The sequence below is a fragment of the Faecalibacterium sp. I3-3-33 genome (assembly GCF_023347295.1).
Taxonomy (GTDB): Bacteria; Bacillota; Clostridia; order Oscillospirales; family Ruminococcaceae; genus Faecalibacterium.
The window spans coordinates 2,565,854-2,588,614 of sequence record NZ_CP094469.1 but is presented as its reverse complement, the minus strand read 5'-3'; the positions used below and the strand labels follow the sequence as shown (position 1 = coordinate 2,588,614).

At 63.0% G+C, this 22,761-nt stretch carries 22 protein-coding genes; all 22 read left to right on the top strand.

The window, feature by feature from the left end; genetic code table 11:
* Positions 1-21 precede the first annotated feature (21 nt).
* The 22 genes from rsmD to fabZ all read left to right on the top strand — a co-directional run bounded on the left by rsmD (position 22) and on the right by fabZ (position 22,723).
* Entirely contained in the window at positions 22-597 is a 576-nt protein-coding gene (rsmD, locus tag MTP39_RS12205) for a 16S rRNA (guanine(966)-N(2))-methyltransferase RsmD (protein ID WP_097778484.1), read from the top strand.
* On the top strand, positions 594-1,055 hold the full coding sequence (locus MTP39_RS12200) for a hypothetical protein (protein ID WP_005921047.1): 462 nt from the start codon (positions 594-596) through the stop codon (positions 1,053-1,055). The genes rsmD and MTP39_RS12200 overlap by 4 nt, the downstream gene beginning before the upstream one ends.
* A 228-nt stretch (positions 1,056-1,283) precedes the next feature.
* Positions 1,284-1,703: a division/cell wall cluster transcriptional repressor MraZ gene (gene mraZ, locus MTP39_RS12195; protein WP_249240725.1), complete on the top strand. Its 420-nt coding sequence runs from the start codon at positions 1,284-1,286 to the stop codon at positions 1,701-1,703.
* A 36-nt stretch (positions 1,704-1,739) separates the two neighbouring features.
* Entirely contained in the window at positions 1,740-2,705 is a 966-nt protein-coding gene (rsmH, locus tag MTP39_RS12190; protein ID WP_249240724.1) for a 16S rRNA (cytosine(1402)-N(4))-methyltransferase RsmH, read from the top strand.
* Between the two features lie 39 nt (positions 2,706-2,744).
* Positions 2,745-3,224 (top strand): cell division protein FtsL, encoded by a 480-nt coding sequence (locus tag MTP39_RS12185; RefSeq protein WP_249240723.1) that lies wholly within the window; start codon positions 2,745-2,747, stop codon positions 3,222-3,224.
* A 113-nt stretch (positions 3,225-3,337) separates the two neighbouring features.
* On the top strand, positions 3,338-5,815 hold the full coding sequence (locus tag MTP39_RS12180) for a PASTA domain-containing penicillin-binding protein (protein ID WP_249240722.1): 2,478 nt from the start codon (positions 3,338-3,340) through the stop codon (positions 5,813-5,815).
* A 223-nt stretch (positions 5,816-6,038) separates the two neighbouring features.
* Positions 6,039-7,421 carry a UDP-N-acetylmuramoyl-tripeptide--D-alanyl-D-alanine ligase gene (locus tag MTP39_RS12175; protein ID WP_249240721.1) on the top strand — a complete coding sequence of 461 codons (1,383 nt, stop codon included), beginning with the start codon at positions 6,039-6,041 and terminating at the stop codon, positions 7,419-7,421.
* A 28-nt stretch (positions 7,422-7,449) separates the two neighbouring features.
* On the top strand, positions 7,450-8,445 hold the full coding sequence (locus tag MTP39_RS12170; RefSeq protein WP_249240720.1) for a glycosyl transferase family 4: 996 nt from the start codon (positions 7,450-7,452) through the stop codon (positions 8,443-8,445).
* A gap of 28 nt (positions 8,446-8,473) precedes the next feature.
* Positions 8,474-9,787: an FtsW/RodA/SpoVE family cell cycle protein gene (locus MTP39_RS12165; protein WP_249240719.1), complete on the top strand. Its 1,314-nt coding sequence runs from the start codon at positions 8,474-8,476 to the stop codon at positions 9,785-9,787.
* A 55-nt stretch (positions 9,788-9,842) separates the two neighbouring features.
* Entirely contained in the window at positions 9,843-10,970 is a 1,128-nt protein-coding gene (gene murG, locus MTP39_RS12160) for an undecaprenyldiphospho-muramoylpentapeptide beta-N-acetylglucosaminyltransferase (RefSeq protein ID WP_249240718.1), read from the top strand.
* Positions 10,971-11,004: 34 nt separating this feature from the next.
* On the top strand, positions 11,005-12,552 hold the full coding sequence (locus MTP39_RS12155; protein WP_249240717.1) for a cell division protein FtsQ/DivIB: 1,548 nt from the start codon (positions 11,005-11,007) through the stop codon (positions 12,550-12,552).
* 23 nt (positions 12,553-12,575) lie between these two features.
* Positions 12,576-14,054 carry a UDP-N-acetylmuramoyl-L-alanyl-D-glutamate--2,6-diaminopimelate ligase gene (locus MTP39_RS12150; protein ID WP_249240716.1) on the top strand — a complete coding sequence of 493 codons (1,479 nt, stop codon included), beginning with the start codon at positions 12,576-12,578 and terminating at the stop codon, positions 14,052-14,054.
* Positions 14,055-14,293: 239 nt separating this feature from the next.
* A complete protein-coding gene (acpP, locus tag MTP39_RS12145; protein WP_015537410.1) occupies positions 14,294-14,521 on the top strand; it encodes an acyl carrier protein in 228 nt (75 codons plus the stop codon).
* A gap of 21 nt (positions 14,522-14,542) precedes the next feature.
* Entirely contained in the window at positions 14,543-15,400 is an 858-nt protein-coding gene (accD, locus tag MTP39_RS12140) for an acetyl-CoA carboxylase, carboxyltransferase subunit beta (RefSeq protein WP_097785517.1), read from the top strand.
* A 14-nt stretch (positions 15,401-15,414) separates the two neighbouring features.
* Complete coding sequence (locus MTP39_RS12135; protein ID WP_015537412.1) at positions 15,415-16,374, top strand: acetyl-CoA carboxylase carboxyltransferase subunit alpha; 960 nt, start codon at positions 15,415-15,417, stop codon at positions 16,372-16,374.
* Entirely contained in the window at positions 16,371-17,321 is a 951-nt protein-coding gene (locus tag MTP39_RS12130; RefSeq protein ID WP_249240715.1) for a beta-ketoacyl-ACP synthase 3, read from the top strand. Before MTP39_RS12135 ends, MTP39_RS12130 begins: the two co-directional genes overlap by 4 nt.
* 5 nt (positions 17,322-17,326) lie before the next feature.
* Complete coding sequence (locus tag MTP39_RS12125) at positions 17,327-18,262, top strand: DUF561 domain-containing protein (protein WP_249240714.1); 936 nt, start codon at positions 17,327-17,329, stop codon at positions 18,260-18,262.
* Positions 18,256-19,323: an NAD(P)H-dependent flavin oxidoreductase gene (locus tag MTP39_RS12120; protein WP_249240713.1), complete on the top strand. Its 1,068-nt coding sequence runs from the start codon at positions 18,256-18,258 to the stop codon at positions 19,321-19,323. Before MTP39_RS12125 ends, MTP39_RS12120 begins: the two co-directional genes overlap by 7 nt.
* Positions 19,320-20,252 carry an ACP S-malonyltransferase gene (gene fabD / locus MTP39_RS12115; protein WP_249240712.1) on the top strand — a complete coding sequence of 311 codons (933 nt, stop codon included), beginning with the start codon at positions 19,320-19,322 and terminating at the stop codon, positions 20,250-20,252. Before MTP39_RS12120 ends, fabD begins: the two co-directional genes overlap by 4 nt.
* Positions 20,249-20,998, top strand: coding sequence for a 3-oxoacyl-[acyl-carrier-protein] reductase (gene fabG, locus MTP39_RS12110; RefSeq protein ID WP_015537417.1), 750 nt, complete (start codon positions 20,249-20,251; stop codon positions 20,996-20,998). Before fabD ends, fabG begins: the two co-directional genes overlap by 4 nt.
* Positions 20,999-21,010: 12 nt before the next feature.
* The gene (gene fabF, locus MTP39_RS12105; RefSeq protein ID WP_249240711.1) at positions 21,011-22,249 is read left to right on the top strand and encodes a beta-ketoacyl-ACP synthase II; all 1,239 of its coding nucleotides are present in this window, start codon (positions 21,011-21,013) and stop codon (positions 22,247-22,249) included.
* Between the two features lie 3 nt (positions 22,250-22,252).
* Complete coding sequence (fabZ, locus tag MTP39_RS12100) at positions 22,253-22,723, top strand: 3-hydroxyacyl-ACP dehydratase FabZ (protein ID WP_005921009.1); 471 nt, start codon at positions 22,253-22,255, stop codon at positions 22,721-22,723.
* The last annotated feature ends 38 nt before the right edge of the window (positions 22,724-22,761 follow it).

Sequence of the window (22,761 nt, the reverse complement as noted above, 5' to 3'; positions counted from 1 at the left end):
CTACGGCAAGGAGGTAACATCATGCGCGTGATCGCAGGAGAAGCCCGGGGCCGCAGGCTGGAAGCACTGCCCGGCACCGATGTGACCCGCCCCACCCTCTCGCAGGTAAAGGAGGCGATGTTCAGCATCGTACAGTTCGACCTGCCCGGGGCCCGGGTGCTGGATCTGTATGCCGGCAGCGGCCAGCTGGGCATCGAGGCGCTGAGCCGGGGTGCGGCCCGGTGCGTCTTTCTGGACGAGAACCGGGAGGCCGTAAGCATCGTGATGCGCAACTGCAAGGCCTGCGGCGTGTTCGACCGCAGCCGAGTGAATATCGGCGAGGCTGCGCGTTTTCTGTCGGCTTGCCGGGAGCAGTTCGATCTGGTGCTGCTGGACCCGCCCTTCCGCGGCGGCACGCTGGAAAAGATCCTGCCGGCCGTGGAAAAGTGCGTTGCCCCCGGCGGCATCGTGCTGTGCGAGAGCGAAACAGGCATCGTGCTGCCCGCGCAGGCGGGCAGTCTGACCCTGCAAAAACAGTATAAATACGGCAAGGTGCTGCTGTGGAAGTACACAAAGCCCATGCAGCCCGCCGCTGAGCAGGAGGGAGAAGCCTTATGAACGTGAACGAGCTTTTGGATACCATTGAGGATGCACTGGAGGAGAGCGCAAATGTGCCCCTTTCCGGCGGCAAGCGCATCGTGGATGTGGAGCAGATCCGGGATTATCTGGACGAGGTGCGGGCGGCTCTGCCCGGTGAGCTGCGGCAGGCGCAGCAGATCGTGAACGACCGGGCGCAGATCGTGGACAGCGCCAACGCACAGGCACAGGCCATTGTGAAAAAGGCCGAGGAACGCGCCCGCATTCTGGTCAGCGATGCTGAGATCGTCAAGGCCGCCCAGCAGCGCGCTTCTGAGATCACCTCCGCAGCCCAGACCGAGGCGCGCACCCTGCGCCAGACCGTGACCGACTACTGCGAGAACATGCTGCGCACCACCGAGGACACCATGGTGGAAAACGCCGCACAGGTCAAAAACATCCGTAACAGCCTGCGCCAGAACGCCAAGAAAAACGGCTGATAACAGCCAACTTTCCACACAAATTCCACACATTGCGGAAAACACAGTCCCTGCGAGCAAAAATGACGGCTCACAGGGACTTTTTTTGTGGATTTTTGCGGCAAAAAGCCGCCCGAAAACCCTTGCATTCACGGGTCTGATTTGCTACAATAAAGATGTATCGGTGGGGCAAAGTGGGTAAAAGTAGGGCACACGCCCTGCGAACGCCCCTGAAAGGGGGAGCAGCGCGTGTTCTTTGGCCGTTATGATTACACCATCGACGCCAAGGGGCGGCTGAACTTCCCCGCAAAATTCCGCGATGCCATGGGCGAGAGCTTTGTGGTGCTGGAATGGGTGGACAACTGCCTGTTCGCACTGCCCATGGAGGAAGTCCAGCGGCTGGCGGACAAGCTGGAAAGCGACGAGCTGATGGACAGCTGGGCCATCTCCGGCGATCTGTTCAGCACCGCCTGCGAGGTAGCGCCGGACAAGCAGGGACGCATCCTGCTGCCCGCCGAGCTGCGCGCCTACGCCGGACTGGAAAAGGACGTGACCATCATCGGCAACCGCAACCACGCCGAGATCTGGGCCACCGAGGTCTGGAACGCCCGCCGCGCCGCCGTGACCAACGACCAGCGCGCCGAGCGGCTGCGCAAGCTGCACCTCTGATACAAAAAACTAAAACCGAGAAAGGAGGCCGTGCCAATGGCCTTTGAAGAACAGCAGCCCTTTGACCCGGCCTCGTTTGAGCATATCCCTGTTTTGCTGAACGAGTGCCTGACGGGGCTTGCCATCGACCCGGCGGGCACCTATCTGGACGGCACCGCCGGCGGCGCGGGACATTCCCGCCAGATCGCCCTGCGGCTGGACGCCGCCAAGGGCGGCAGGCTCATCTCGCTGGATCAGGACCCGGACGCGGTGCAGACCGCGCGCTCCCGCCTTGCCGGGCTGCCTGCCACCGTAGTGCAGATCAACTTCCGCTATGCGGGACAGGCGCTGGAGCAGCTGGGTATTGAAAAGATCAACGGCGCACTGCTGGATCTTGGCGTTTCCAGCCACCAGCTGGACGATGCCGCCCGGGGCTTTTCCTACCGGGCAGACGCACCGCTGGATATGCGCATGAGCCAGCAGGGCGAGACCGCCGCAGACCTTGTGAACACCGAAAGCCGCGAGGAACTGGCCCGCATCCTGCGGGACTACGGTGAGGAGCCCTACGCATGGCAGATCGCAGGAAAGATCGTGGAGGCGCGGGAAGCTGCCCCCATCCTGACCACCCTGCAGCTGGCAGACATTGTAGCAAGCGCCATGCCCCCGGCAGAGCGCCGCAAGAACAAGAACCCCTCCCGCCGCACCTTTCAGGCACTGCGCATTGCAGTGAACCACGAGTTGGATGCGCTGGAAGAGGGCCTGGATACCATTTTTGATCACCTTGCACCGGGCGGCCGGTTGTGCGTGATCACCTTCCACTCTCTGGAGGACCGGCTGGTCAAGAACAAGTTCCGCCGCTGGTCCACGGCCTGTACCTGCCCGCCGGAGTTTCCGGTGTGTGTATGCGGCGGCAAGGCAAAGGCAAAGCTTATCACCCGCAAACCGATTGAAGCTGACACGCAGGAGCTGGAGGAGAACCGGCGCAGCCGTTCTGCTCACCTGCGTGTACTGGAAAAATGCTGAGATGCCGGAAGCACCGGCATCGTGAGGAGGAGAGGAACCATGGGTCAGCCAGCATACGATCGTAACGCGGCGCGCCGCCGCAGGGCACCGCAGCCGCAGCGCAAAGCAAACCTGCGGGTAGCAAAGGGCGGCAAGCGGCGGTTGAACCCGCTGCAGGCCGCCTTACATAACGCCATGAATCTGGTGGCGGCAGCACTGCTGGTGGGCTTTGCCATCAGCCTGCTGTGGAGCGAGGCACAGCTGGTGGAGCTGAACGACCAGATCCAGGCCACAAAAGCGCAGCTGGTCAGCGAGCAGAGCCAGTATACCTACTACAACAGCACCCTGAACAGCAAGACCAACATTGCCAGCGTGGAGGAGACCGCAGGGCGGCTGGGTCTGATGAAGGTAGACCCCAGCCAGATCACCTACATCCGCTTGGGCGAAAGTGGTGAACTGGTACGCCGGGAATCCACCGTGCGGCAATGGACCGACTTTTTGTACACCGGCGCGGTGAACATTCTGGGCACCGTGAGATAAACGGAAAAAGCGTGCGGCAGCGCACGCTTTTTTCGGTTTATGGACACCGCAGTCTGAACAAATAACAGCGCAGGGCGTGCGGAATGCAGTGCACGCCCCGCAGGAGAGAACCAATGCAAGAACCTTTCCGTAACAAAAAAAGCAGGGGCTACCGTCTGCGTCCGGCCTCCGGCCGGGACCGGCTGGACAGCCGGGTGCGGCGGCTTTGCAGCCGTCTGGGCATCCTTGCGGTGGTGGTGGCGGCTGCCATCGTCATCCGCAGCCTGTATAAGATCCAGATCATCCACGGGGCAGAGTACCGCCAGTACGCCGCCCAGCAGCAGCTGCTGGATACCACCATCAAGGCCACCCGGGGCGAGATCTACGATGCCTCCGGCATTACCCTTGCCTCCACCAGCGTGGTGTGGACCATCTGGGCAGACCCCAGTTACAGCAGCATCCTTTATACCAGCAAGACCAACGATGACGACACCGTGACCAAAACGCTGGACCCCGCCATGTGCGCCGAGGTGAGCCGGGAGCTGACGTTGCGTCTGCTCTCCGGGGACGGCGAAAGCATGGACAGCGTGGACACCTCCTCGGCAGAGTACCAGCAGCAGTACCAGACCGTCTACGATGCGCTTTCCCGGCTGGATTCTGCCTACGTCACCCTTGCCACCAAGGTGAACAACGCGGTGAAGCTTTCCATTGAAAAATACGTCACCAGCTTCAACAAGGCGCACAAAAAGGCTACCGACACCTCCCGCAAGGGACGCATCTCGGTGTCCTCGGAAAAGAGCTTCCAGCGCAACTACCCCTACGGCGCCTTTGCCGCAGCGGTGCTGGGCTTTACGGATGCGGATGGCGTCGGCGCCTACGGACTGGAAAAATCCTACCAGTCCACCTTAGCCGGTGTGGATGGCCGCACCATCACCCAGCGCAACGCGGTGGGCAACGCCATTGCAGACGCCAACGCCACCACCTTTGCCGCCAAGGACGGCTCCAATCTGGTGCTGTCTCTGGATGTGAACGTGCAGGAGATCGCAGAGCGGTACCTGAACGAGGCCATTGCAGCCAACACGGTGGAAAACCGCGGCTGCGCCATTGTGATGGACGTCAAGACCGGTGCCATCCTTGCCATGGCCTCCAAGCCGGACTTTGACCCCAACGATCCGCTGAACTACACCGCCAACGAGGCCTACCTCAACGAGCTGGTGCACGCAGAGCCGGAACTTTACGGCATCTATAAAAAGGACGCCGACGGCAACTACATCACCGATGAACAGGGCAATAAAATCTTGGACGAAGAAGCGGACTATTCCGGCTACTACCGGGATATCCTGTGGAAGAACAAGACCATCACCGAGCTGTACTACCCGGGTTCTGTGTTCAAGGTCATCACCTCTGCCATGGGCATCGACTCCGGCGTGGCGACCATGAACACCACCTTTACCTGCTCCGGCGCTTACGGCGTAGCCAAGGAGACCTACCACTGCGCAGGGCGCAAGGCGCACGGCCTGCTCAATATGGCCGAGGCGCTGCGCAAGAGCTGCAACATCTACTACATCCAGCTGGGGCAGCATGTCGGCTCGCAGCAGTTCTATAACTACTTCGATGCCTTCGGTTTTACCGCCCGCACCGGCGTGGACCTGCCCAGCGAGACCAACTTTATGCAGTACTACCGCGCCGACCAGCTGGGCGAGGTGCAGCTGGCTTCCTCCTCCTTCGGTCAGGCCATGGCCATCACCCCGCTGCAGATGTGCACCGCCATTGCAGCCACTGTCAACGGCGGGTATCTGGTCACCCCCCACGTGGTGGATAAGATCACCGATGCCAACGGCAATGTCATTCAGGAGATTGGCGCAAACGTGCGCCGTCAGGTCATCAGCCAGAGCGCCAGCGAGGTCATCCGGGAGATGATGGAGTACGAGGTGGGCAACGGCACCGGCGGCGGCAAAAACGCCTATGTGTCCGGCTACCGCATCGGCGGCAAGTCCGGCACTTCCGAGCAGCTGAATATGCACCGCCGCGCCGATGGCGACTATAAAAAGGTGGCCTCCTTTGTGGCAGTGCTGCCCGCCAACGACCCGGAAATTCTGGTCTACGTCATGCTGGACGACCCCAACAACGCCCGGACGGACTATTCCTCCATCCTTGCAGCCCCTGTGGCGGGCAATATTATCAGCGAGGTGGCTCCCTATCTGGGCATCGCCACCGACGGCGAGGACCGCAGCGGCACCATCGTTACGGTGCCGAACCTTGTGGGCACCGAGTGGAGCAACGCACAGGTGAGCCTGAACATTCAGGGCTTGAAGCATCAATTGCAGGAGAGCCAGAGCAGCCAGTCCGCTGCCCCGGTCACCTACCAGTACCCCCACGCGGGTGCAAAGGTGCCCTACGGCACCACCATCTACCTGTATACCGATACCTACGAGGGCAGCCGCACCGAGGTGCCGGATGTGACAGGCAAGAGCCCGGACTTTGCCCGCCAGATGCTGAGCGCCGCCGGGCTGAACTGCGTGGTGGAAGGTAGCGGCACGGTGCAGGCGCAAAGCGATGAGCCCGGCTCCAGCGTGCAGCGCGGCACCATCATTACTCTGACCTGTGGGTAAAAACGATTTTATAGCGCGTTTTCCGCTGCGGCTCCATTCGTGAAAATGCGATTCCGGGCAGACCGCAGTCTGCCCGGAATCGCCCAATTTATAAGATGATTTCCGCTGAGAATGGCCAGAGCAGCGCGGAGGCCATTTCTAATCGTCAAACGCCGAAAAGGCCGCTGTACAAAATACGGTGCGGCGGTTCCCTATAATAGATAGAACGAGAGGGGATAGAACAATGGAAAAGATCCATGTAAGCAAGCTTCTGGCAGGGCTGGTGCCTGCCGGAAAACTGACCAGTGACCCGGAGGTGGAGCTGGTCACCACCGATAGCCGCGAGGTAAAGCCCGGCTGCATTTTTGTGGCCTTCCCCGGCGAGCGGTTCGACGGCCATGATTTCGCCGCCCGTGCGCTGGAGCAGGGCGCGGAGTATGTGGTGGTCAACCATCCCGTGCCCGGTGTGCCGGAGGAAAAGGCCATCCTTTGCCCGGACAGCTACCACGCCATGATGGTGATGGGCGCAAACTACCGCAGCCAGTACCACCCCAAGATGGTGGGCGTGACCGGCAGCGTGGGCAAGACCACCACCAAGCAGATGACCTACGCCGCCCTGAGCAGCTTTGGCGAGACCATCAAGACTGAGGGCAACCAGAACAACGAGCTGGGAATGCCCCGCACCCTGATGCGGCTGGAAAGCAGCACCGAGTACGCAGTCATCGAGATGGGCATGAGCCACGCCGGTGAGATCGACCGTCTGGTGCGGGCAGCACGCCCGGATGTGGGCATCATTACCTGCATCGGCGTGTCCCACATCGGCAATCTGGGCAGTCAGGAGAATATCTGCAAGGCAAAGCTGGAGATCTGCAACGGTCTGCCGGAGGGCGCGCCGCTGGTGCTGAACTACGACGACCCCTTCCTGCGCAAGGCAACGCTGCCCGCCCATGTGCGCCCGGTGTGGTTCAGTCTGAGCGACGAGAACGCGGACGTCTGCGCCCTGTCTATCCGGCAGGAGACTGACGGCATGAGTTTTGTGTTGGAGGATCAGGAGCACGGCACCTTTGTGGTGAACATCCCCGCCATGGGACGCCACAATGTGGCAAACGCCTTGGCTGCCTACTGCGCCGCTACCCGTCTGGGCTGCGACGCCAAGAGGGTCGTCCGGGGCCTTTCCAACTTTGAGCAGACCGGCCGCCGCCAGAAGGTGGTGGACAGCGAGGGCGTGACCGTCATCGAGGACTGCTACAACGCAAACCCGGACAGCATGAAGGCTGCGCTGGCGATGTTTAAAGATTTCCCATGCAAGCGCCGCTTTGCCCTGCTGGGCGATATGCTGGAGCTGGGCGAGATGAGCCGCGAAGCACACGAGGAGCTGGGACGCCTTGCCGCCGAGAGCGGGCTGTACTGCCTGATCACCTACGGCGAGCAGGCCAAGCGCACCGCCGTGGTGGCTGCCGCCAAGGGGGTAAAGACCCTGCACGCGGAAAATTACCGCGAGGCCGCCGATGCTCTGCTGGACCGGGTGCAGCCCGGCGATGCCGTTCTGGTAAAGGCCAGCCACGGCATGGCACTGGAAAAAGTGCTGGATATCTTCTATGAAGAGCATAAAGAAGCGGAAGTATAACTATTTGGCGAAATGGAGTGTCTGAGTTATGGAGCGTTTCGCCTTGGCAGCGGCGGTGGTGCTGGGCTTTGCCCTTACGGCAGCCCTGTGCAGCCTGTTTGTGCCGCTGCGGCGGGTGCTGGAACGCCGCGAACAACAACAGCAGCCGGTACAGTCTGAGCAGCCCCGGCCTGCACCCCTGCGCGCCCCGCTGTGGGGCGGGCTGTGTGCGGCGGCGGGCACGGTGGCTGCGGTGGGCGTGGGCTGGCTTGCCGCCTGCGTAGGCCAGCCGGAGCTGCTGGGCAGCGAGGGCCGGCTGATGACACGGCTGCTCACGGCGCTGGCTGGGAGCCTTGCCTTTGGGGCAGTGGGTCTTGCAGAAGATCTTGCCCGGATGCGCAGCCCGGCGGCGCTGGGGCTGCGGCGGGACGTGCGGCTTTTGCTGGAAGCACTGGCCGCGGCCTTTGTCCTTTTGCTGCTGCGGGCAGCGGGCTGTTTGCCCCGGGGGCTGGGCGTGCCCGGGGCGGGGTATGTGCTGCTGGGCAGCGCCGTGCCCTTTTTGTGGGCGGTGCTCATGGTGGCACTGGCTGAGTGCGCCCGCATCGCCGAGCGGGACGAGGGCACGGTGTGCGGTGCGGCCTTTGTGGCCATGCTGGCGCTGATGATGACAGAGGCCGGTCTGGGCGTTTCCGGGCTGGCGGTGCTGCCCGCCGCGCTGGCCGGGGCACTGGTGGCACTGCTGCTGTGGGCGTTCCCCCCGGCAAGGCTGGGGGTGGGCTGCTGCGGCAGCCTGCTGGCGGCGGGTGCCATCGGCTGCATTCCGCTGTGTCTGGATATGACCAGCCTGACCGTGCCGCTGGCGCTGCCCTTCTGGGCGGCGGGCGGTCTTTTGGCAGCGCAGCTGCTGTGTGCAAAGCGCACCGGCAAGCCTTTGCGCTGCTGGGTAAAAAAGCATAAAATGAGCCCGGAGACGGTGTTCCTGTACAGCTTTGCGCTGAGCGCTGTCGGCTATGTGCTGGCGCTGGCGCTGCTGCGCTGGTGCTGACCGGGCACAGAGAGGGAAGGGAGCGCAGATGGCGACTATCCGCAAAAAACACAGAGCGCCGGTGTCGGTGTTCCAGCGAGACCCGGGCCCGTGGTCCCGGCTGCTGATCGACTGGCTGGCTACGCTGGCCGTTATTATGATCTTTGGACTGGTGATGCTGTTCAGCGCCAGCTACACCACCGGCTACCTGCGCATGGGCGACAGCTTCCACTACATCAAGCAGCAGGCGCTGTGCATGATGCTGGGGCTGGGCTGTATGTTCCTGATGAGCTATATGGACCACCGTTTCCTGCGCAAGATGGTGGTGCCGGGGTACATCATCGTGCTGGCCATGCTGGCCGTCACCCTGACCATGGCACCCCTGAACGGCTGCCGCCGCTGGATCCGCTTCGGCGGGCTTACGCTGCAATCCTCGGAGGTGGCAAAGTTTGAGATGATCCTGTTCAGCTCCCACCTTGCGGCCAAAGCGCCGCAGGTGGAGCGGCTGGACCCGGAGCGCCGCATCCTGCTTACCCCACAGGAGTGGCTGCGGGTGCGGGTGTGGAAGCAGCTGGTAGTGCCGGTGCTGCCCCTTATACCGGTGGTCATCCTGCTGGCGCTGGAGCCGCACATGTCCGGCATCGTGCTGACAGTGGCGGTGGTGGGCACCATCCTGCTGCTGTCCGGCAGCGGCGGTGTGCTGACATGGGCGGGTGCCATCACGGCGGGCGCGTTGCTGGAGACCCTGCTCTCCCATGTGGACTCCATCCCTTACCTGCAAAAGCGTCTGGACGGCTGGACGCAGGATCTGAGCCAGATGACCGACCAGACCGTGCAGAGCCTTTACGCCATCGGCTCCGGCGGGCTGAAGGGGCTGGGGCTGGGCAACAGCGTGGAAAAGCAGCTCTGGCTGCCGGAAAGCACCAACGACTTCATCTTCAGTGTGGTGTGCGAGGAACTGGGCTTCATTGGCGCAGTGCTCATCATCGTGCTGTTCGTGCTGTTCATCGTGCAGGGGCTGCTCATCGCCTATAAGGCCGAGAATTTGTACTGCACCATGGTAGGCATCGGCATTATGGCGCAGATCGCGTGGCAGGTGTTCTGCAACATCGCCGTGGTCACCAACACCCTGCCCAACACCGGCATCAGCCTGCCCTTCTTCTCCTCCGGCGGCACCAGTCTGATCCTGTTGCTGGCAGAGATGGGCGTAATGGTGAACATAGGCCGCAACGGCGAGCGGGCAGCGCAGCAGCGGGAGCAGATGCGTGCCCAGCGGGAAGCCGCCCGCGCCGAGCGGGAAGCAGAGCTTGCCCGCAAGACTATTGACTTGGCTTCTGCCCGCGCAGCCCGTACAGAACAGTAAAACAAACCGCAAGCCCGCCCGGCCGCAGGCTGGGCGTTTATAAGGAGGAATCACCATGCGTGTTCTCATCGCAGCCGGCGGCACTGCCGGACATATCAACCCCGCACTGGCCATTGCCGGTGCGCTGAAAAAGGCCGACCCTACCGCCGAGATCCACTTTGCAGGCCGTAAGGAGGGCATGGAGTACCGTTTGGTCACACAGGCGGGCTACCCCTTCCACCACATTGAGATCACCGGCTTCCAGCGCAAGCTCAGCCTGCACAACATCAAGCGCAATATCATCACCCTGTGGAATCTGGCCCTCTCCGGGCCCAAGGCCAAGGCCATGATGAAAGAGGTAAAGCCGGATCTTGTCATCGGCTGCGGCGGCTATGTGTCCGGCCCGGTGGTGCGCTGCGCCGCCAAAATGGGCATCCACACCGCTTTGCATGAGCAGAACGCTTTTCCCGGTGTGACCAACAAGCTGCTGGCCCCGGATGTGGATATCGTGTTTGCCGCTGTGCCCGCCGCTGTGGAAAAGCTGGGCGCACCGGACAAGACCCTTGTGGTGGGCAACCCCGTGCGGCCGGAGGTGTTTGTACAGGCCGCGAACCGCGAAGCCATCCGCGCACAGCTGGGTGCGGGCGACCGCACCGTCATCCTGTCCTTCGGCGGCAGTCTGGGTGCACGCCGGGTGAATGAGGTGGTGGCAGACCTGTGCGCATGGGAGCAGCACGAGCACAAGCCGGTGCTGCACCTGCACGCCACCGGACAGTACGGGGTGCAGCTGTTTGAGCAGCTGCAAAAGCAAAAGGACTTTGCCCCCGGTGACAGCCTTGTGGTAAAGGAATACATCAACAATATGCCGGAGCTGCTGGCAGCGGCAGACCTCGTCATCAGCCGCGCCGGTGCGCTGACGCTGGCCGAGCTGGAAGCCGTGGGACGCGCCGCTGTGCTGATCCCCAGCCCCAACGTGGCGGAGAACCACCAGTACTACAACGCCATGGAGCTGCAAAAGGCCGGGGCGGCTGTGGTGATCGAAGAAAAAGACCTGACCGGCGAAAAGCTGGTGCAGACTGTTTCTACTATGCTGGCACAGCCCGGCAAGCTGGCCGAGATGGGCAAAAACGCCCGCAGCCTGTCGGTGGACGACAGTCTGGACCGCATCACTGCGGCGCTGCTCAAGCTGGTCAAGACCCCGTGATGCAGACGTGGAATAAACAGGAAAGAAGGTGCGAATGATGCAGCAGAACCGTGACCGCAACGGCAGACCCCGGAACACGAGACCCTATGATCTGAACCGGGATGTGGCGCGCACCTCTGCGCCTTCGCAGAATAATACGCCCCGGAGCACCGGCAGCAGCCGCTACGGCTACAACGGCGAGCCGCTCAGCCGCCCGCCCTCCCGCAGCGCCAACGGCAGCGTGCGCTCCTCCCGGGCAGATAACAGCATCCAGTTCCCCACCCAGTCCCAGAACCGCCGCCCGGCGCAGGGGAGCAATACCACCCAGCACCCCTCCGGCAGCAGACCCAAAAACGCGAAATCTGGCGGCAAGCAGCGCCGCCCGGCAAACAATGCCCGCAGCGGGCAGAACAGCCAGAAAAACCAGAATTACCAGAATGCAAACCGGCAGCACCCGGCGGGCAGCGGCCAGCGCCTGCGCCCGGCGCAGAGCGCCCCGCAGCAAAGCCCTGCCCGGCGGGAACAGCGCAAAAAGCGCAAGGTGACCCGTGCTACCCTGCGCCGCCGCCGGATGCTGCGCCGCCTGACCGCCTTTGCCATGCTGCTGTGCGTCATTGGCGCAGGCATCTACCTGACCATGACCATGCTGTTCCGCATCAACTCCATTCAGGTGCAGACCCCGGACGGCAAGCAGGTGACCGAGATCGCGGGCTACTCCGCAGACAGCATTTTGCAGCGGATGGGCGTGCAGCTGGAAGAGAACATCTTCAGCTTTGAGCCCGGCGAAAAGGCCGCTGTACTGGAGCAGAACTTCCCGCTGCTGGGCTCCATCAAGGTGATCCGGGACTACCCCAACACCGTGGTGGTGCAGGTGACCGAGGCTGTGCCCGCCTACGCGGTGCAAAACGGCAGTAAGTGGCTTGTGATCTCGGACAAATGGAAGATCCTGTCTGAGGAAAGCACCCAGCCCGAGGGGCTTTGCACCCTGTACGGCGGCAAGCTGCAGGACACCACCCCGGGACAGGGCTTCTGGTTTGTGGACGACGCAGACGCGGCAAGTGCTTCCGGCTCCGAAGCCGCCGAAAGCGAAAGTGCGGTGAGCACCGAGACTGCCCGCATGGAAGCGCTGCGCACACTGCGCAGCAAGCTGGAGGAATACGGCCTGTCGCAGGATGTGACACGGCTGGAAGTGGCAGACACCGAGCAGATCGCCTTTTTGTATCAGGACCGCATCAGCGTGCTGCTGGGTACGCTGAACGATCTGGATTATAAGCTGGACCGCGCCCGCTATGTGCTGACCAACGCCGATGGCAAGGGCTGCGGCCCCACCGACACCGGGCGGCTGGACTTCAGCCATACCAGCGCCAGCAGCACCCGCAAGATCTATTTTGCACAGGGCGAGCCCACCCTGCCCTCCGGCTATGTGGTGCCGCCCAAGGCCGAGGAACCCGCCCCGGCCGAGGATACCGCCGACAGCACGGAAAGCACCGAGGACGCTACGCCCACGGATACCACCGAACCGGCGGCTGAAACGGACACCGAGCAGCTGCCCCTGACCCACCCTGACCGCATGACGGCCAACGAAGAAGAAAACCCCATGTAAAGAAGCTCTTTGGAGGAGACTGTATGAAGCTGGAACAACTGATGGAAGGCGTGCCCTTTACCCTTGTGCAGGGCAGTCTGGATACTGAGATCGCAGATATCATCTACGACAGCCGCAAGGCTGCCCCGGGGCTTTTGTTCGTGTGCATCGTGGGCACCCAGCGGGACAGCCACGCGTTTGCCGCCGACTGCGCCGCCAAGGGGGTCAGCGCGCTGGTCATTCAGCACGACATCGACCTTTCTGACCTGTCCGGTGTGACCGTGGTCAAGGTGGAGAGCAGCCGCTACGCCATGGCACTGATGAGCGCCAACCTCTTTGGAAATCCTGCCCGGCAGATGACCATGATCGGCGTCACCGGCACCAAGGGCAAGACCACCACTACCCACATGATCAAGAGCGTGCTGGAAGCCGCAGGCCGCAAGGTGGGCATGATCGGCACCAACGGCATCTACTATATGGGACGCCACAAGGACACCGCCAACACCACCCCGGAAAGCTACGAGCTGCAAAAGACCTTCCGTGAGTTTCTGGATGCCGGCTGCGACACCGCGCTGATGGAAGTGTCCAGTCAGGGTCTGATGATGGACCGTGTGGCGGGCGTGCACTACGATGTGGGTGTGTTCACCAACCTTTCGCCGGATCACATCGGCCCCGGCGAGCACAAGACCTTTGAGGAGTACCGCAGCTGGAAGGGACAGCTGTTCAAGCGCTGTGATGTGGGCGTGGTGAATATCGACGACGAGAACACCGCTGCCCTGCTGGAGGGCCACACCTGCAAGCTGGTAACCTATGGCCGCGATGAAAAGGCCGACTACCGCGAGACCGGCTATGAGCTAATGCGCACCCACGATTTTCTGGGCGTTGCCTTCCACGTTACCGGCAAGGATGAGATGGACGTCAAGGTGAATATGCCCGGCGAGTTCAGCGTGTACAACGCGCTGGCTGCGCTGGCTGTGGGCAAGGTGCTGGGTCTGCCGGATGCCGCCATCCACGACGGTCTGGGCAAGTGCGTGGTCAAGGGCCGTGTGGAGCTTGTGCCCATCAGCAAAAAGTTCACCATCCTGCTGGACTACGCCCACAACGAGGTATCCACCGAGAGCCTGCTTACCACCCTGCGCGCTTACAAGCCCCACCGTCTGGTGGTGGTGTTCGGCTGCGGCGGCAACCGCTCCAAGCTGCGCCGCTACGGCATGGGCGAGATCTGCGCCAAGATGGCCGATTTCTCCATCCTCACTGAGGACAACAACCGCTTTGAAAAGGTGGAGGATATCATCGCCGATATCCGTGAGGGCATGAACAAGGGCAACCCGGACGCAAAGTTCGTGGAGATCCCCGACCGTCTGGATGCACTGCACTACGCGGTGGATCACGCACAGGAGGGCGATTTGATCGCCGTCATCGGCAAGGGTCACGAGACCTACCGCGACCGCGAGGGCGTCAAGACCCCCTTCCTTGAGCGGGAATTGCTGGAAGAATACGCCCAGCAGATCGGGCTGGAATAAGAAATATTATTATTGCGGGAAAGGCCGCTGCACAAAGTACTGTGCAGCGGCCTTTTTGTGCCCTGTGGGTGCCCCTATATATAAAGGAAGCAAACTGTGACAAAAATGTAAAAGATAAAAATCTTTAACTAAAACCATTGACTTATCCGACGGTTTGGCTATAATGGTCGTGTTCGATACCTCACAACTTTTAGGTAAATAATTAAAAACAACCATAGAACATAAAGGAGAATACTACCATGACTTTCGAGGAAATGAAGAAGATCGTTGTCGATACCCTGAGCTGCGATGAGGACAAGGTGACCATGGAGGCCAGCCTGACCGAGGATCTGGAGGCCGACAGCCTGGACGCTGTGGAGCTGAACATGGCACTGGAAGAGGCCTGCGGCGTGTCCATCCCCGATGAGGAGCTGGCAAACCTCAAGACCGTGGGCGATATCTTCAACTACATCAATGCCCATGTCTGAGGCTGACCGAGGCGAAACGCGATGAACAGTATCAAAGACCTGCTGCCGGGCAGCATGCGGGAGCGCACCTTCCAGCTGAAAGCCCGGCGGGATGCGGGTGCCGTGTGGAACGACCCGCAGTTCGTGGAATGCAAAAAGTGCGGACGCCGCGCCACCCGCCAGATCTGGAACAAGGCGCAGTACGTCTGCCCCAACTGCGGGGTGCACCTGCCCATCGGCGGGTACTACCGCCTGAGCCTCGTCCTTGACAAGGGCAGCTTCCGGGAATTGGACGCCGACCTTGCCCCGCAGGATGTGCTGCAGTTTCCCGGCTACCCGGAAAAGCTGGAAGCACAGACCGGCAAGACCGGCCTGAAAGAAGCTGTGATCACCGCCACGGGGCGCATCGAGGGCACCCCGGTGGTGGCTGCGGTGCTGGACAGCCGGTTCTTTATGGGCAGCATGAGCACCACCGTGGGCGAAAAGATCACCCGCGCCGTGGAGCACGCCACCGCAAAGCACCTGCCGCTGATCATCTTCTCGGCCAGCGGCGGCGCCCGGATGCAGGAGGGCATTTTCAGCCTGATGCAGATGGCCAAGACCTCTGCCGCCATCGAGCGGTTCTCTGCCCGGGGCGGGCTGTACATCAGCGTGCTGACCCACCCCACCACCGGCGGCGTGACCGCAAGCTTTGCCAGCCTTGGCGATATTATGCTGGCAGAGCCCGGGGCGCTGATCGGTTTTGCGGGCCCCCGGGTCATTGAACAGACCATCGGCGAAAAGCTGCCCGCAGGCTTCCAGCGCAGCGAGTTCCAGTACGAGCACGGCTTTGTGGACAAGGTAGTGCCCCGTACCGAAATGCGCGAAACACTGGCGCAGCTGCTGCGTCTGCACGCCTGAGGAGGGAGCGCCTAATGATCAAGGACATTTTACAACAGCTCGCACCGCTGGATGAAAAGATCGCCGCCCTGCGCGGCGACCCGGCGGACGAGAACATGACTGACATCACCAACCACGCTGCCGAGCTGGCAGAGCTTTCCGCACAGGAGGACGCTTTGCTGTCCGGCTGCGGGGCGCTGACCGCAGAGGACAGGGTCTTTCTGGCACGCCACCCGGAGCGCCCCCACATCGACGAGATCGTGGATGCACTGTTCACCGACTTTTTTGAGCAGTGCGGCGACCGCCAGTGCAAGGAAGATGCCGCCATTCTGGGCGGTGTGGCGCTGTTCCATGGCCAGCCGGTCACAGTCATCGGCCACCGCAAGGGCAGCACGCTGGAGGAAAACCTGCGCTGCAACTTCGGTATGCCCGGGCCGGAGGGCTACCGCAAGGCCCTGCGCCTGATGAAGCAGGCCGAAAAATTTGACCGTCCCATCATTACCTTCATCGACACCCCGGGCGCATACCCCGGCAAGGACGCCGAGGAGCGCGGACAGGGCGAAGCCATTGCCCGCAACCTGATGGAGATGAGCGGCCTGACCGTGCCGGTGATCGCAGTGGTCACCGGCGAGGGCTCCTCCGGCGGCGCACTGGCGCTGGGTGTGGCAAACCGCATCCTGATGCTGGAAAACGCTGTCTACTCGGTGCTGAGCCCCGAAGGCTTTGCCAGCATCCTGTGGAAGGATTCCTCCCGCAGCGGCGAAGCCTGCGAGATCATGAAGCTGACCGCGCAGGATCTGTACAAGGACGGCATCGTGGAGGAGATCATCCCGGAGCCGGTGGGCGGCGCACAGCGCGCCCACGGGGTACTGTTCGGCAATCTGGACGAGGCATTGCAGCGTCAGCTGCGCAGTCTTGCCCGCATGAACGGCCGTCAGCTGGCCGAGCAGCGCTACCAGAAATTCCGTCAGATCGGAGAAATGAGGAAAGCATGAAGGGTTTGCGTCTGATCGCCACCGGCGGGGCTTTGCCCGGCCGCACGGTCACCAACGAAGAGCTGAGCCGCACTGTGGATACCAGCGACGAGTGGATCACCACCCGCACCGGCATCCGCACACGGCACTACTGCACCGAGGGCGAAAACGCCGCCACACTGGCCATTGCCGCCGCAAAGCAGGCGCTGCAGCGCAGCGGCCTTGCCCCGGCAGACATTGCCTGCTGCGTCTGCGCCACCCTTTCTGCACCGGACGCCACCCCAAGCGTGGCCTGTCAGGTACAGGCAGCGCTGGCATTGCCGGAAAACCGCCCCGCACTGGATGTGAACGCCGCCTGCTCCGGCTTTTTGTACGGCACGGCGGTGGCACGCGGCCTGCTGGCTACGCTGGGTGGGCGGTACGCGCTGGTCATCGGCACGGAAGCACTTTCCCGTCTGATGGACCCCGCCGACCGCTCCACCTGCGTACTGTTCGGCGATGGTGCCGGTGCGGCAGTATTTGAACTGACCGACACCTCCGCGCCCTTTGCCATCACGCTGGGTGCCCGGGGCGATGCCGCCATCCATGCCGGCGGCCCCAGCCGCGCAGGCTCTGACCCCATCAGCATGGACGGCAGGGCAGTGTTCCGCTTTGCGGTGGATGCCCTGCCCAAATGCCTGCACACTGTACTGGACGAGACCGGCCTTACGCTGGACAATCTGGACTGGGTGGTCTGCCATCAGGCCAACAGCCGCATCATCGACCACTGCGTCAAGGCGCTGCACGCCGATGGTGCAAAGTTCTATAAAAACATGGACCGCCACGGCAACACCAGTGCTGCAAGTATCCCGGTGGCGCTGAACGAGCTGGCTGAAAGCGGCCAGCTGCTCCCCGGCCAGACCCTTGCCTGCATCGGCTTCGGCGGCGGTCTGACTTGGGGCGGCATGATCGTGGAGTATAAAGGATAAAGACCATGAAACTTTTAAACGAGATCCTGGGGACGAAGTACCCCATCATTCAGGGCGGCATGGCCAACATCGCCACCGGCGAGTTTGCCGCCGCCTGCTCCAATGCCGGTGCGCTGGGCATCATCGGTGCGGGCGGCATGAATGCCGATACCCTGCGCCAGAACATCCGCCGCTGCCGGGAGCTGACCGACAAGCCCTTTGGTGTGAACATCATGCTCATGCACCCGCAGGCAGATGAATTTGCCCAGATCGTGGTGGAGGAAAAAGTCGCTGTGGTCACCACCGGCGCAGGCAACCCGGGAAAGTACGTTCCCATGTGGAAAGCTGCCGGCATCAAGGTGATCCCGGTGGTGGCTGATGCCGTGCTGGCACGGCATCTGGAGCCGCTGGGCATCGATGCCGTCATCGCCGAGGGCACCGAGAGCGGCGGCCATGTGGGCGAGATGACCACCATGGCACTGGTGCCGCAGGTGGTGGACGCGGTCAGCGTGCCGGTCATCGCCGCAGGCGGCATTGCCGATGGCCGTCAGCTGGCGGCTGCGCTGGCGCTGGGTGCCTGCGGTGTGCAGGTGGGCACCTGCCTGCTGGCAAGCGAGGAGTGCCCCATCCACGAAAACTACAAGGCTGCCTTGCTCAAGGCCAAGGACAGCGACACCATCGTCACCGGACGCACCGTGGGTGCACCGGTGCGTGTGCTGAAAAACCGCATGAGCCGGGAGTATGTCCGTCAGGAAAAGGCGGGCGCGGACAAGATGGAACTGGAAAAATACACGCTGGGCAGCCTGCGCCGCGCCGTCTTTGAGGGCGACACCGACACCGGCAGCCTGATGGCCGGTCAGGTGGCCGGAATGCTGCACGAGGTGCGCCCCGTGGCCGACATCCTTGCCGACCTGTGGCAGGGCGGGAGGCAGCGCATTGCCGCGCTGAACGCCGAATGCTGACCCTTGGCGGCAAGTCCCTGCAACTACCCATTTTGCAGGGCGGCATGGGCGTGGGCGTCTCGCTGGGAGGGCTGGCCGGTGCGGTAGCAGCCTGCGGCGGCATGGGGTGCATCTCCACCGCCGATGCAGGCTACCGCGAGCCGGATTTTGCCCGCGACCCGGCGGCAGCCAACCACCGCGCCCTGACCGCAGAGATCCAAAAGGCCAAGGCCATTGCCGGGGGTATGGGTCTGGTAGCCATCAACGCGATGGTAGCCACCCGGGACTACGCCGACGCCATCCGCACCGCCGTAGCGGCGGGGGTGGATGCCGTGGTCTCCGGTGCAGGTCTGCCGCTGGAGCTGCCGGGCATCGTGGACACAAAAGAAGTGGCTATTGCGCCCATCGTATCCAGCGCCCGGGCGGCAAAGCTCATCCTGCGCCGCTGGGCAAAGGGCTTTGACCGCACCGCCGATTTTGTGGTCATCGAGGGCTGCAAGGCGGGCGGGCATCTCGGCTTTGCCGAGGAGGACCTGCTGGCCGACCACTGCCAGACTTTGGACGAGATTCTGCCCGGGGTGCTGGCGGAGGTAAAACCTTACGAGGAACAATATGGCCGCGCCATCCCGGTATTCGTGGCGGGCGGCGTGTACACCGGTGCCGACATGGCACATTTTACAAAGCTTGGCGCTGCGGGCGTGCAGCTTGCCACCCGCTTTATCCCCACCTACGAGTGCGACGCCTCCCAGACCTACAAGGACGTGCTGCTGGCGGCAAAGCCGGAGGATGTGCGCATCATCCACAGCCCGGTGGGAATGCCCGGCCGCGCGCTGAACACCCCACTGGTGCAGGCGCTGGCCGAGGGCAAGCGCTTCCCGCCCAAGCACTGCGCCCGGTGCCTCAAGACCTGCGACCCCGCCGCCGTGCCCTACTGCATCACCCACGCCCTCATCGAGGCGGTGAAGGGCAACGTGGAGGAAGGGCTCTTCTTCTGCGGCGAAAACGTGGGCAGGCTGGACCGGATGCGCACCGTGCGCGAGCTGATGGACGAACTTGTGACCGAATGGAGGCAGAATTTATGAAGCTTGCCGTACTTTACGCCGGTCAGGGTGCACAGCACCCCGGCATGGGCAAGGAATTTTACGAAGCATCTCCCGCCTTCCGGGCGGCCTTTGACAGCGCAGCGCTGGATTTTGACCTACACCGCGTCTGCTTTGAGGACCCGGACGGCGTTTTGAACCAGACCGAATACACCCAGCCCTGCATGGTGGCCTTTGCCTGCGGCGTGACCGCTGTGCTGGCCGAAAAGGGCGTAAAGCCCGCCTATCTGGCGGGGCTTTCGCTGGGCGAATACTCCGCGCTGCAGGCAGCCGGGGTGTTCACCGCAAAGCAGGCCATCGAGCTGACCGCCTTCCGGGGCAAGGCCATGGCCGAGGCTGCAAAGGGTCTTGACTGCGGCATGACCGCCGTGCTGGGTCTGGACAGAGAAAAGCTGTCTGCCTGCTGCGAGCAGGCGGCAGAGGCAGGCTGTGTGCAGATCTGCAACTACAACTGCCCGGGGCAGCTGGTCATCGGCGGCGAGAAGGCCGCTGTGGAGCAGGCTGCTGCGCTGGCAAAGGAAGCCGGTGCCCGCCGCTGCATCCCGCTGAAGGTCAGCGGCCCCTTCCACACAAAGCTGATGGCTCCCGCAGGGGATGCGCTGGCACAGCGCTTTGCGGGCGAGCAGTTCGGCGCTATGGAGACCCCGGTGCTGTTCAACTGTCTGGGGCATGAAAAGGCCGAGACCGACAGCATCCCGCAGCTGCTGGTAAAGCAGGTGCAGAGCAGCGTCTACATGGAAGATACCCTGCGCCGTCTGGGTGAACTGGGTGTGGACCACATTCTGGAGGTCGGCCCCGGCAACGCCCTGAGCGGTTTTGTGAAAAAGACCCTGCCCGGGGTGGTCTGCACCGCAGTGGAGACCCCGGAACAGCTGGATGCGGTGCTGACCGCATGGAAGGAAGCAGAATGAGCGAAGAAAAGCTGACCCGCGCCGCCATTGTTACCGGCGGCAGCCGGGGCATTGGCCGCGCAGTGTGCGTGGCACTGGCAAAGCAGGGCTGCAATGTGGTGGTGAACTACTGCCACGGCGCAGAGCCTGCGGAGCAGACGGCAGCCCTCTGCCGCGCCGAGGGCGTGCAGGCGGTGACCGTGCAGGCGGATGTATCCACCGCCGAGGGCTGCAAGGCACTGTTCGATGCCGCAGCCGAGGCCTTTGGCCGGGTGGATGTGCTGGTGAACAACGCGGGCATCACCCGGGACAACCTCATCCTGCGCCTGACCGAGCAGGATTTTGACGCGGTGCTGGACACCAACCTGAAAAGCGCCTTTCTCTGCTGCAAGGAGGCCGCCCGCCGCATGGTGCGCCAGCGCTATGGCCGCATCGTGAACCTTTCCAGCGTGGTGGCGCTGCGCGGCAATGCCGGGCAGACCAACTACGCCGCCAGCAAGGCGGGGCTCATCGGCCTGACCAAGAGCCTTGCCCGGGAATTGGCCGCGCGGAACGTGACCGTGAACGCGGTAGCGCCCGGCTTTATCGACACCGACATGACTGCCGTGCTGCCGGAGGCGGTGCGCACCGGCATGACGCAGGGCATCCCCGCAGGCCGCGCAGGCCAGCCGGAGGATGTGGCGCAGGCAGTGGCGTTTTTTGCCGCAGAACAAAGCAGCTATCTCACCGGGCAGGTGCTCTGTGTGGACGGCGGCATGGCAATGTAAAGGAGAACCCTTATGGAAAAACGCAGAGTTGTGATCACCGGCCTTGGCACGGTGAACCCGCTGGGCAACAACGTGGCGGACAGCTGGGCAGCAGCCCGTGCCGGTAAATGCGGCATCGGCCCCATCACCCAGTTCGACACCACCGACTTCAAGTGCAAGCTGGCCGGTGAGGTAAAGGATTTTGATCCCGAGACTGTGGTGGACAAAAAGGAAGTCCGCAAGATGGCCCGCTTCACCCTGCTGGCGCTGGGCGCTGCGGCAGAAGCCATTGCAGACAGCGGCCTTGATACCGAGGCCGAGGGCAAGGACATCGGCGTCATCCTGTCCAGCGGTATCGGCGGTCTGCCCACGATCGAGGAGCAGCACGCCCGCGGCGAGGAAAAGGGCATGGAGAAGGTAAGCCCCTACTTTGTGCCCATGGCCATTGCCAACATGGCAGCGGCACAGGTGGCCATCCGCTTCGGCCTGAAGGGCATGTGCACCTGCCCGGTCACGGCCTGCGCCGGCGGCACCAACGCTGTGGGCGACGCCTTCCACCGCATCCGGGACGGCTACGAGCCGGTGATGGTCTGCGGCGGCGCGGAAAGCTGCATCAGCCCCTTGGGCATCGGCGGCTTTACCAGCATGAAGGCGCTTTCCACCGCTACCGACCCGGACGCTGCCAGCCTGCCCTTTGACGCCCGCCGCGGCGGTTTTGTCATGGGTGAGGGCAGCGGTGTGCTGGTGCTGGAAGAGCTGGAGCACGCAAGAGCGCGCGGCGCACACATCTATGCCGAGGTGGTGGGCTACGGTGCCAACTGCGACGCCTACCACTTTACCGCGCCCGCACCCGGCGGCGCAGGTGCCATCGACTGCATGAAGCTGACCCTGGCCGATGCGGACATCGCACCGGAGCAGGTGGACCACATCAACGCTCACGGCACCGGCACCCACATGAACGATGCCTGCGAGACTGCCGCCATTCACACAGTGTTCGGCGCACACGCCAAGGAGATGACCGTGGTCAGCACCAAGAGCATGACCGGCCATCTGCTGGGCGGTGCGGGCGGCATTGAGGCCGTGTTCACCGCGCTGGCACTGCGGGATCAGTTCGCCCCGCCCACCATCCACTACGCCCAGCCCGACCCGGAGTGTGATCTGGACTATGTGCCCAACACCGGGCGGCAGCAGGAGATGCAGTATGCACTGAGCAACAGCCTTGGCTTTGGCGGCCACAACGCCTGCATCGCCCTGCGCAGATGGGAGGGCTGACCCATGGCAGAGCCCCGTACCGTGCGTGAAAACGCCAACACCCTGAGCAGTGTACAGATCGCGGAGATCCTGCCACACCGCTACCCCTTTGCTCTCGTGGACCGCGTTCTGGACTACGAGCCGGGGCAGTGGGCCATCGGCCGCAAGTGCGTCACCCGCAACGAGGAATTCTTCAACGGCCACTTCCCGGCGCAGCCGGTCATGCCCGGCGTACTGCTGCTGGAAGCGCTGGCGCAGACCGGCGCTGTGGCGGCGCTGAGCCTACCGGAAAACAAGGGCAAGCTTGCGCTGTTCGGCGGCATCAAGAGTGCCCGCTTCCGCAAGCAGGTCACCCCCGGGGACGTGCTCACCCTCCACTGCGAGCTGGTGCAGCAGCACGGCGCTGTGGGCGTAGGCAAGGCCTCGGCATGGGTGGACGGCAAGTGTGCCGTCACCGCAGAGCTGACCTTTGTGCTGACCGAAGCAGCGGAATAAAAATGAATGCAAAAAGAGATAGGCGATCCCTTTTCGGG

Bases quoted from the DNA above. Each gene is read 5' to 3' on its own strand.
- rsmD (WP_097778484.1), top strand. From the start codon at position 22: ATGCGCGTGATCGCAGGAGAAGCCCGGGGCCGCAGGCTGGAAGCACTG.
- MTP39_RS12200 (WP_005921047.1), top strand. From the start codon at position 594: ATGAACGTGAACGAGCTTTTGGATACCATTGAGGATGCACTGGAGGAG.
- rsmH (WP_249240724.1), top strand. From the start codon at position 1,740: ATGGCCTTTGAAGAACAGCAGCCCTTTGACCCGGCCTCGTTTGAGCAT.
- MTP39_RS12185 (WP_249240723.1), top strand. From the start codon at position 2,745: ATGGGTCAGCCAGCATACGATCGTAACGCGGCGCGCCGCCGCAGGGCA.
- MTP39_RS12180 (WP_249240722.1), top strand. From the start codon at position 3,338: ATGCAAGAACCTTTCCGTAACAAAAAAAGCAGGGGCTACCGTCTGCGT.
- MTP39_RS12175 (WP_249240721.1), top strand. From the start codon at position 6,039: ATGGAAAAGATCCATGTAAGCAAGCTTCTGGCAGGGCTGGTGCCTGCC.
- MTP39_RS12170 (WP_249240720.1), top strand. From the start codon at position 7,450: ATGGAGCGTTTCGCCTTGGCAGCGGCGGTGGTGCTGGGCTTTGCCCTT.
- MTP39_RS12165 (WP_249240719.1), top strand. From the start codon at position 8,474: ATGGCGACTATCCGCAAAAAACACAGAGCGCCGGTGTCGGTGTTCCAG.
- murG (WP_249240718.1), top strand. From the start codon at position 9,843: ATGCGTGTTCTCATCGCAGCCGGCGGCACTGCCGGACATATCAACCCC.
- MTP39_RS12155 (WP_249240717.1), top strand. From the start codon at position 11,005: ATGATGCAGCAGAACCGTGACCGCAACGGCAGACCCCGGAACACGAGA.
- MTP39_RS12150 (WP_249240716.1), top strand. From the start codon at position 12,576: ATGAAGCTGGAACAACTGATGGAAGGCGTGCCCTTTACCCTTGTGCAG.
- acpP (WP_015537410.1), top strand. From the start codon at position 14,294: ATGACTTTCGAGGAAATGAAGAAGATCGTTGTCGATACCCTGAGCTGC.
- accD (WP_097785517.1), top strand. From the start codon at position 14,543: ATGAACAGTATCAAAGACCTGCTGCCGGGCAGCATGCGGGAGCGCACC.
- MTP39_RS12135 (WP_015537412.1), top strand. From the start codon at position 15,415: ATGATCAAGGACATTTTACAACAGCTCGCACCGCTGGATGAAAAGATC.
- MTP39_RS12130 (WP_249240715.1), top strand. From the start codon at position 16,371: ATGAAGGGTTTGCGTCTGATCGCCACCGGCGGGGCTTTGCCCGGCCGC.
- MTP39_RS12125 (WP_249240714.1), top strand. From the start codon at position 17,327: ATGAAACTTTTAAACGAGATCCTGGGGACGAAGTACCCCATCATTCAG.
- MTP39_RS12120 (WP_249240713.1), top strand. From the start codon at position 18,256: ATGCTGACCCTTGGCGGCAAGTCCCTGCAACTACCCATTTTGCAGGGC.
- fabD (WP_249240712.1), top strand. From the start codon at position 19,320: ATGAAGCTTGCCGTACTTTACGCCGGTCAGGGTGCACAGCACCCCGGC.
- fabG (WP_015537417.1), top strand. From the start codon at position 20,249: ATGAGCGAAGAAAAGCTGACCCGCGCCGCCATTGTTACCGGCGGCAGC.
- fabF (WP_249240711.1), top strand. From the start codon at position 21,011: ATGGAAAAACGCAGAGTTGTGATCACCGGCCTTGGCACGGTGAACCCG.
- fabZ (WP_005921009.1), top strand. From the start codon at position 22,253: ATGGCAGAGCCCCGTACCGTGCGTGAAAACGCCAACACCCTGAGCAGT.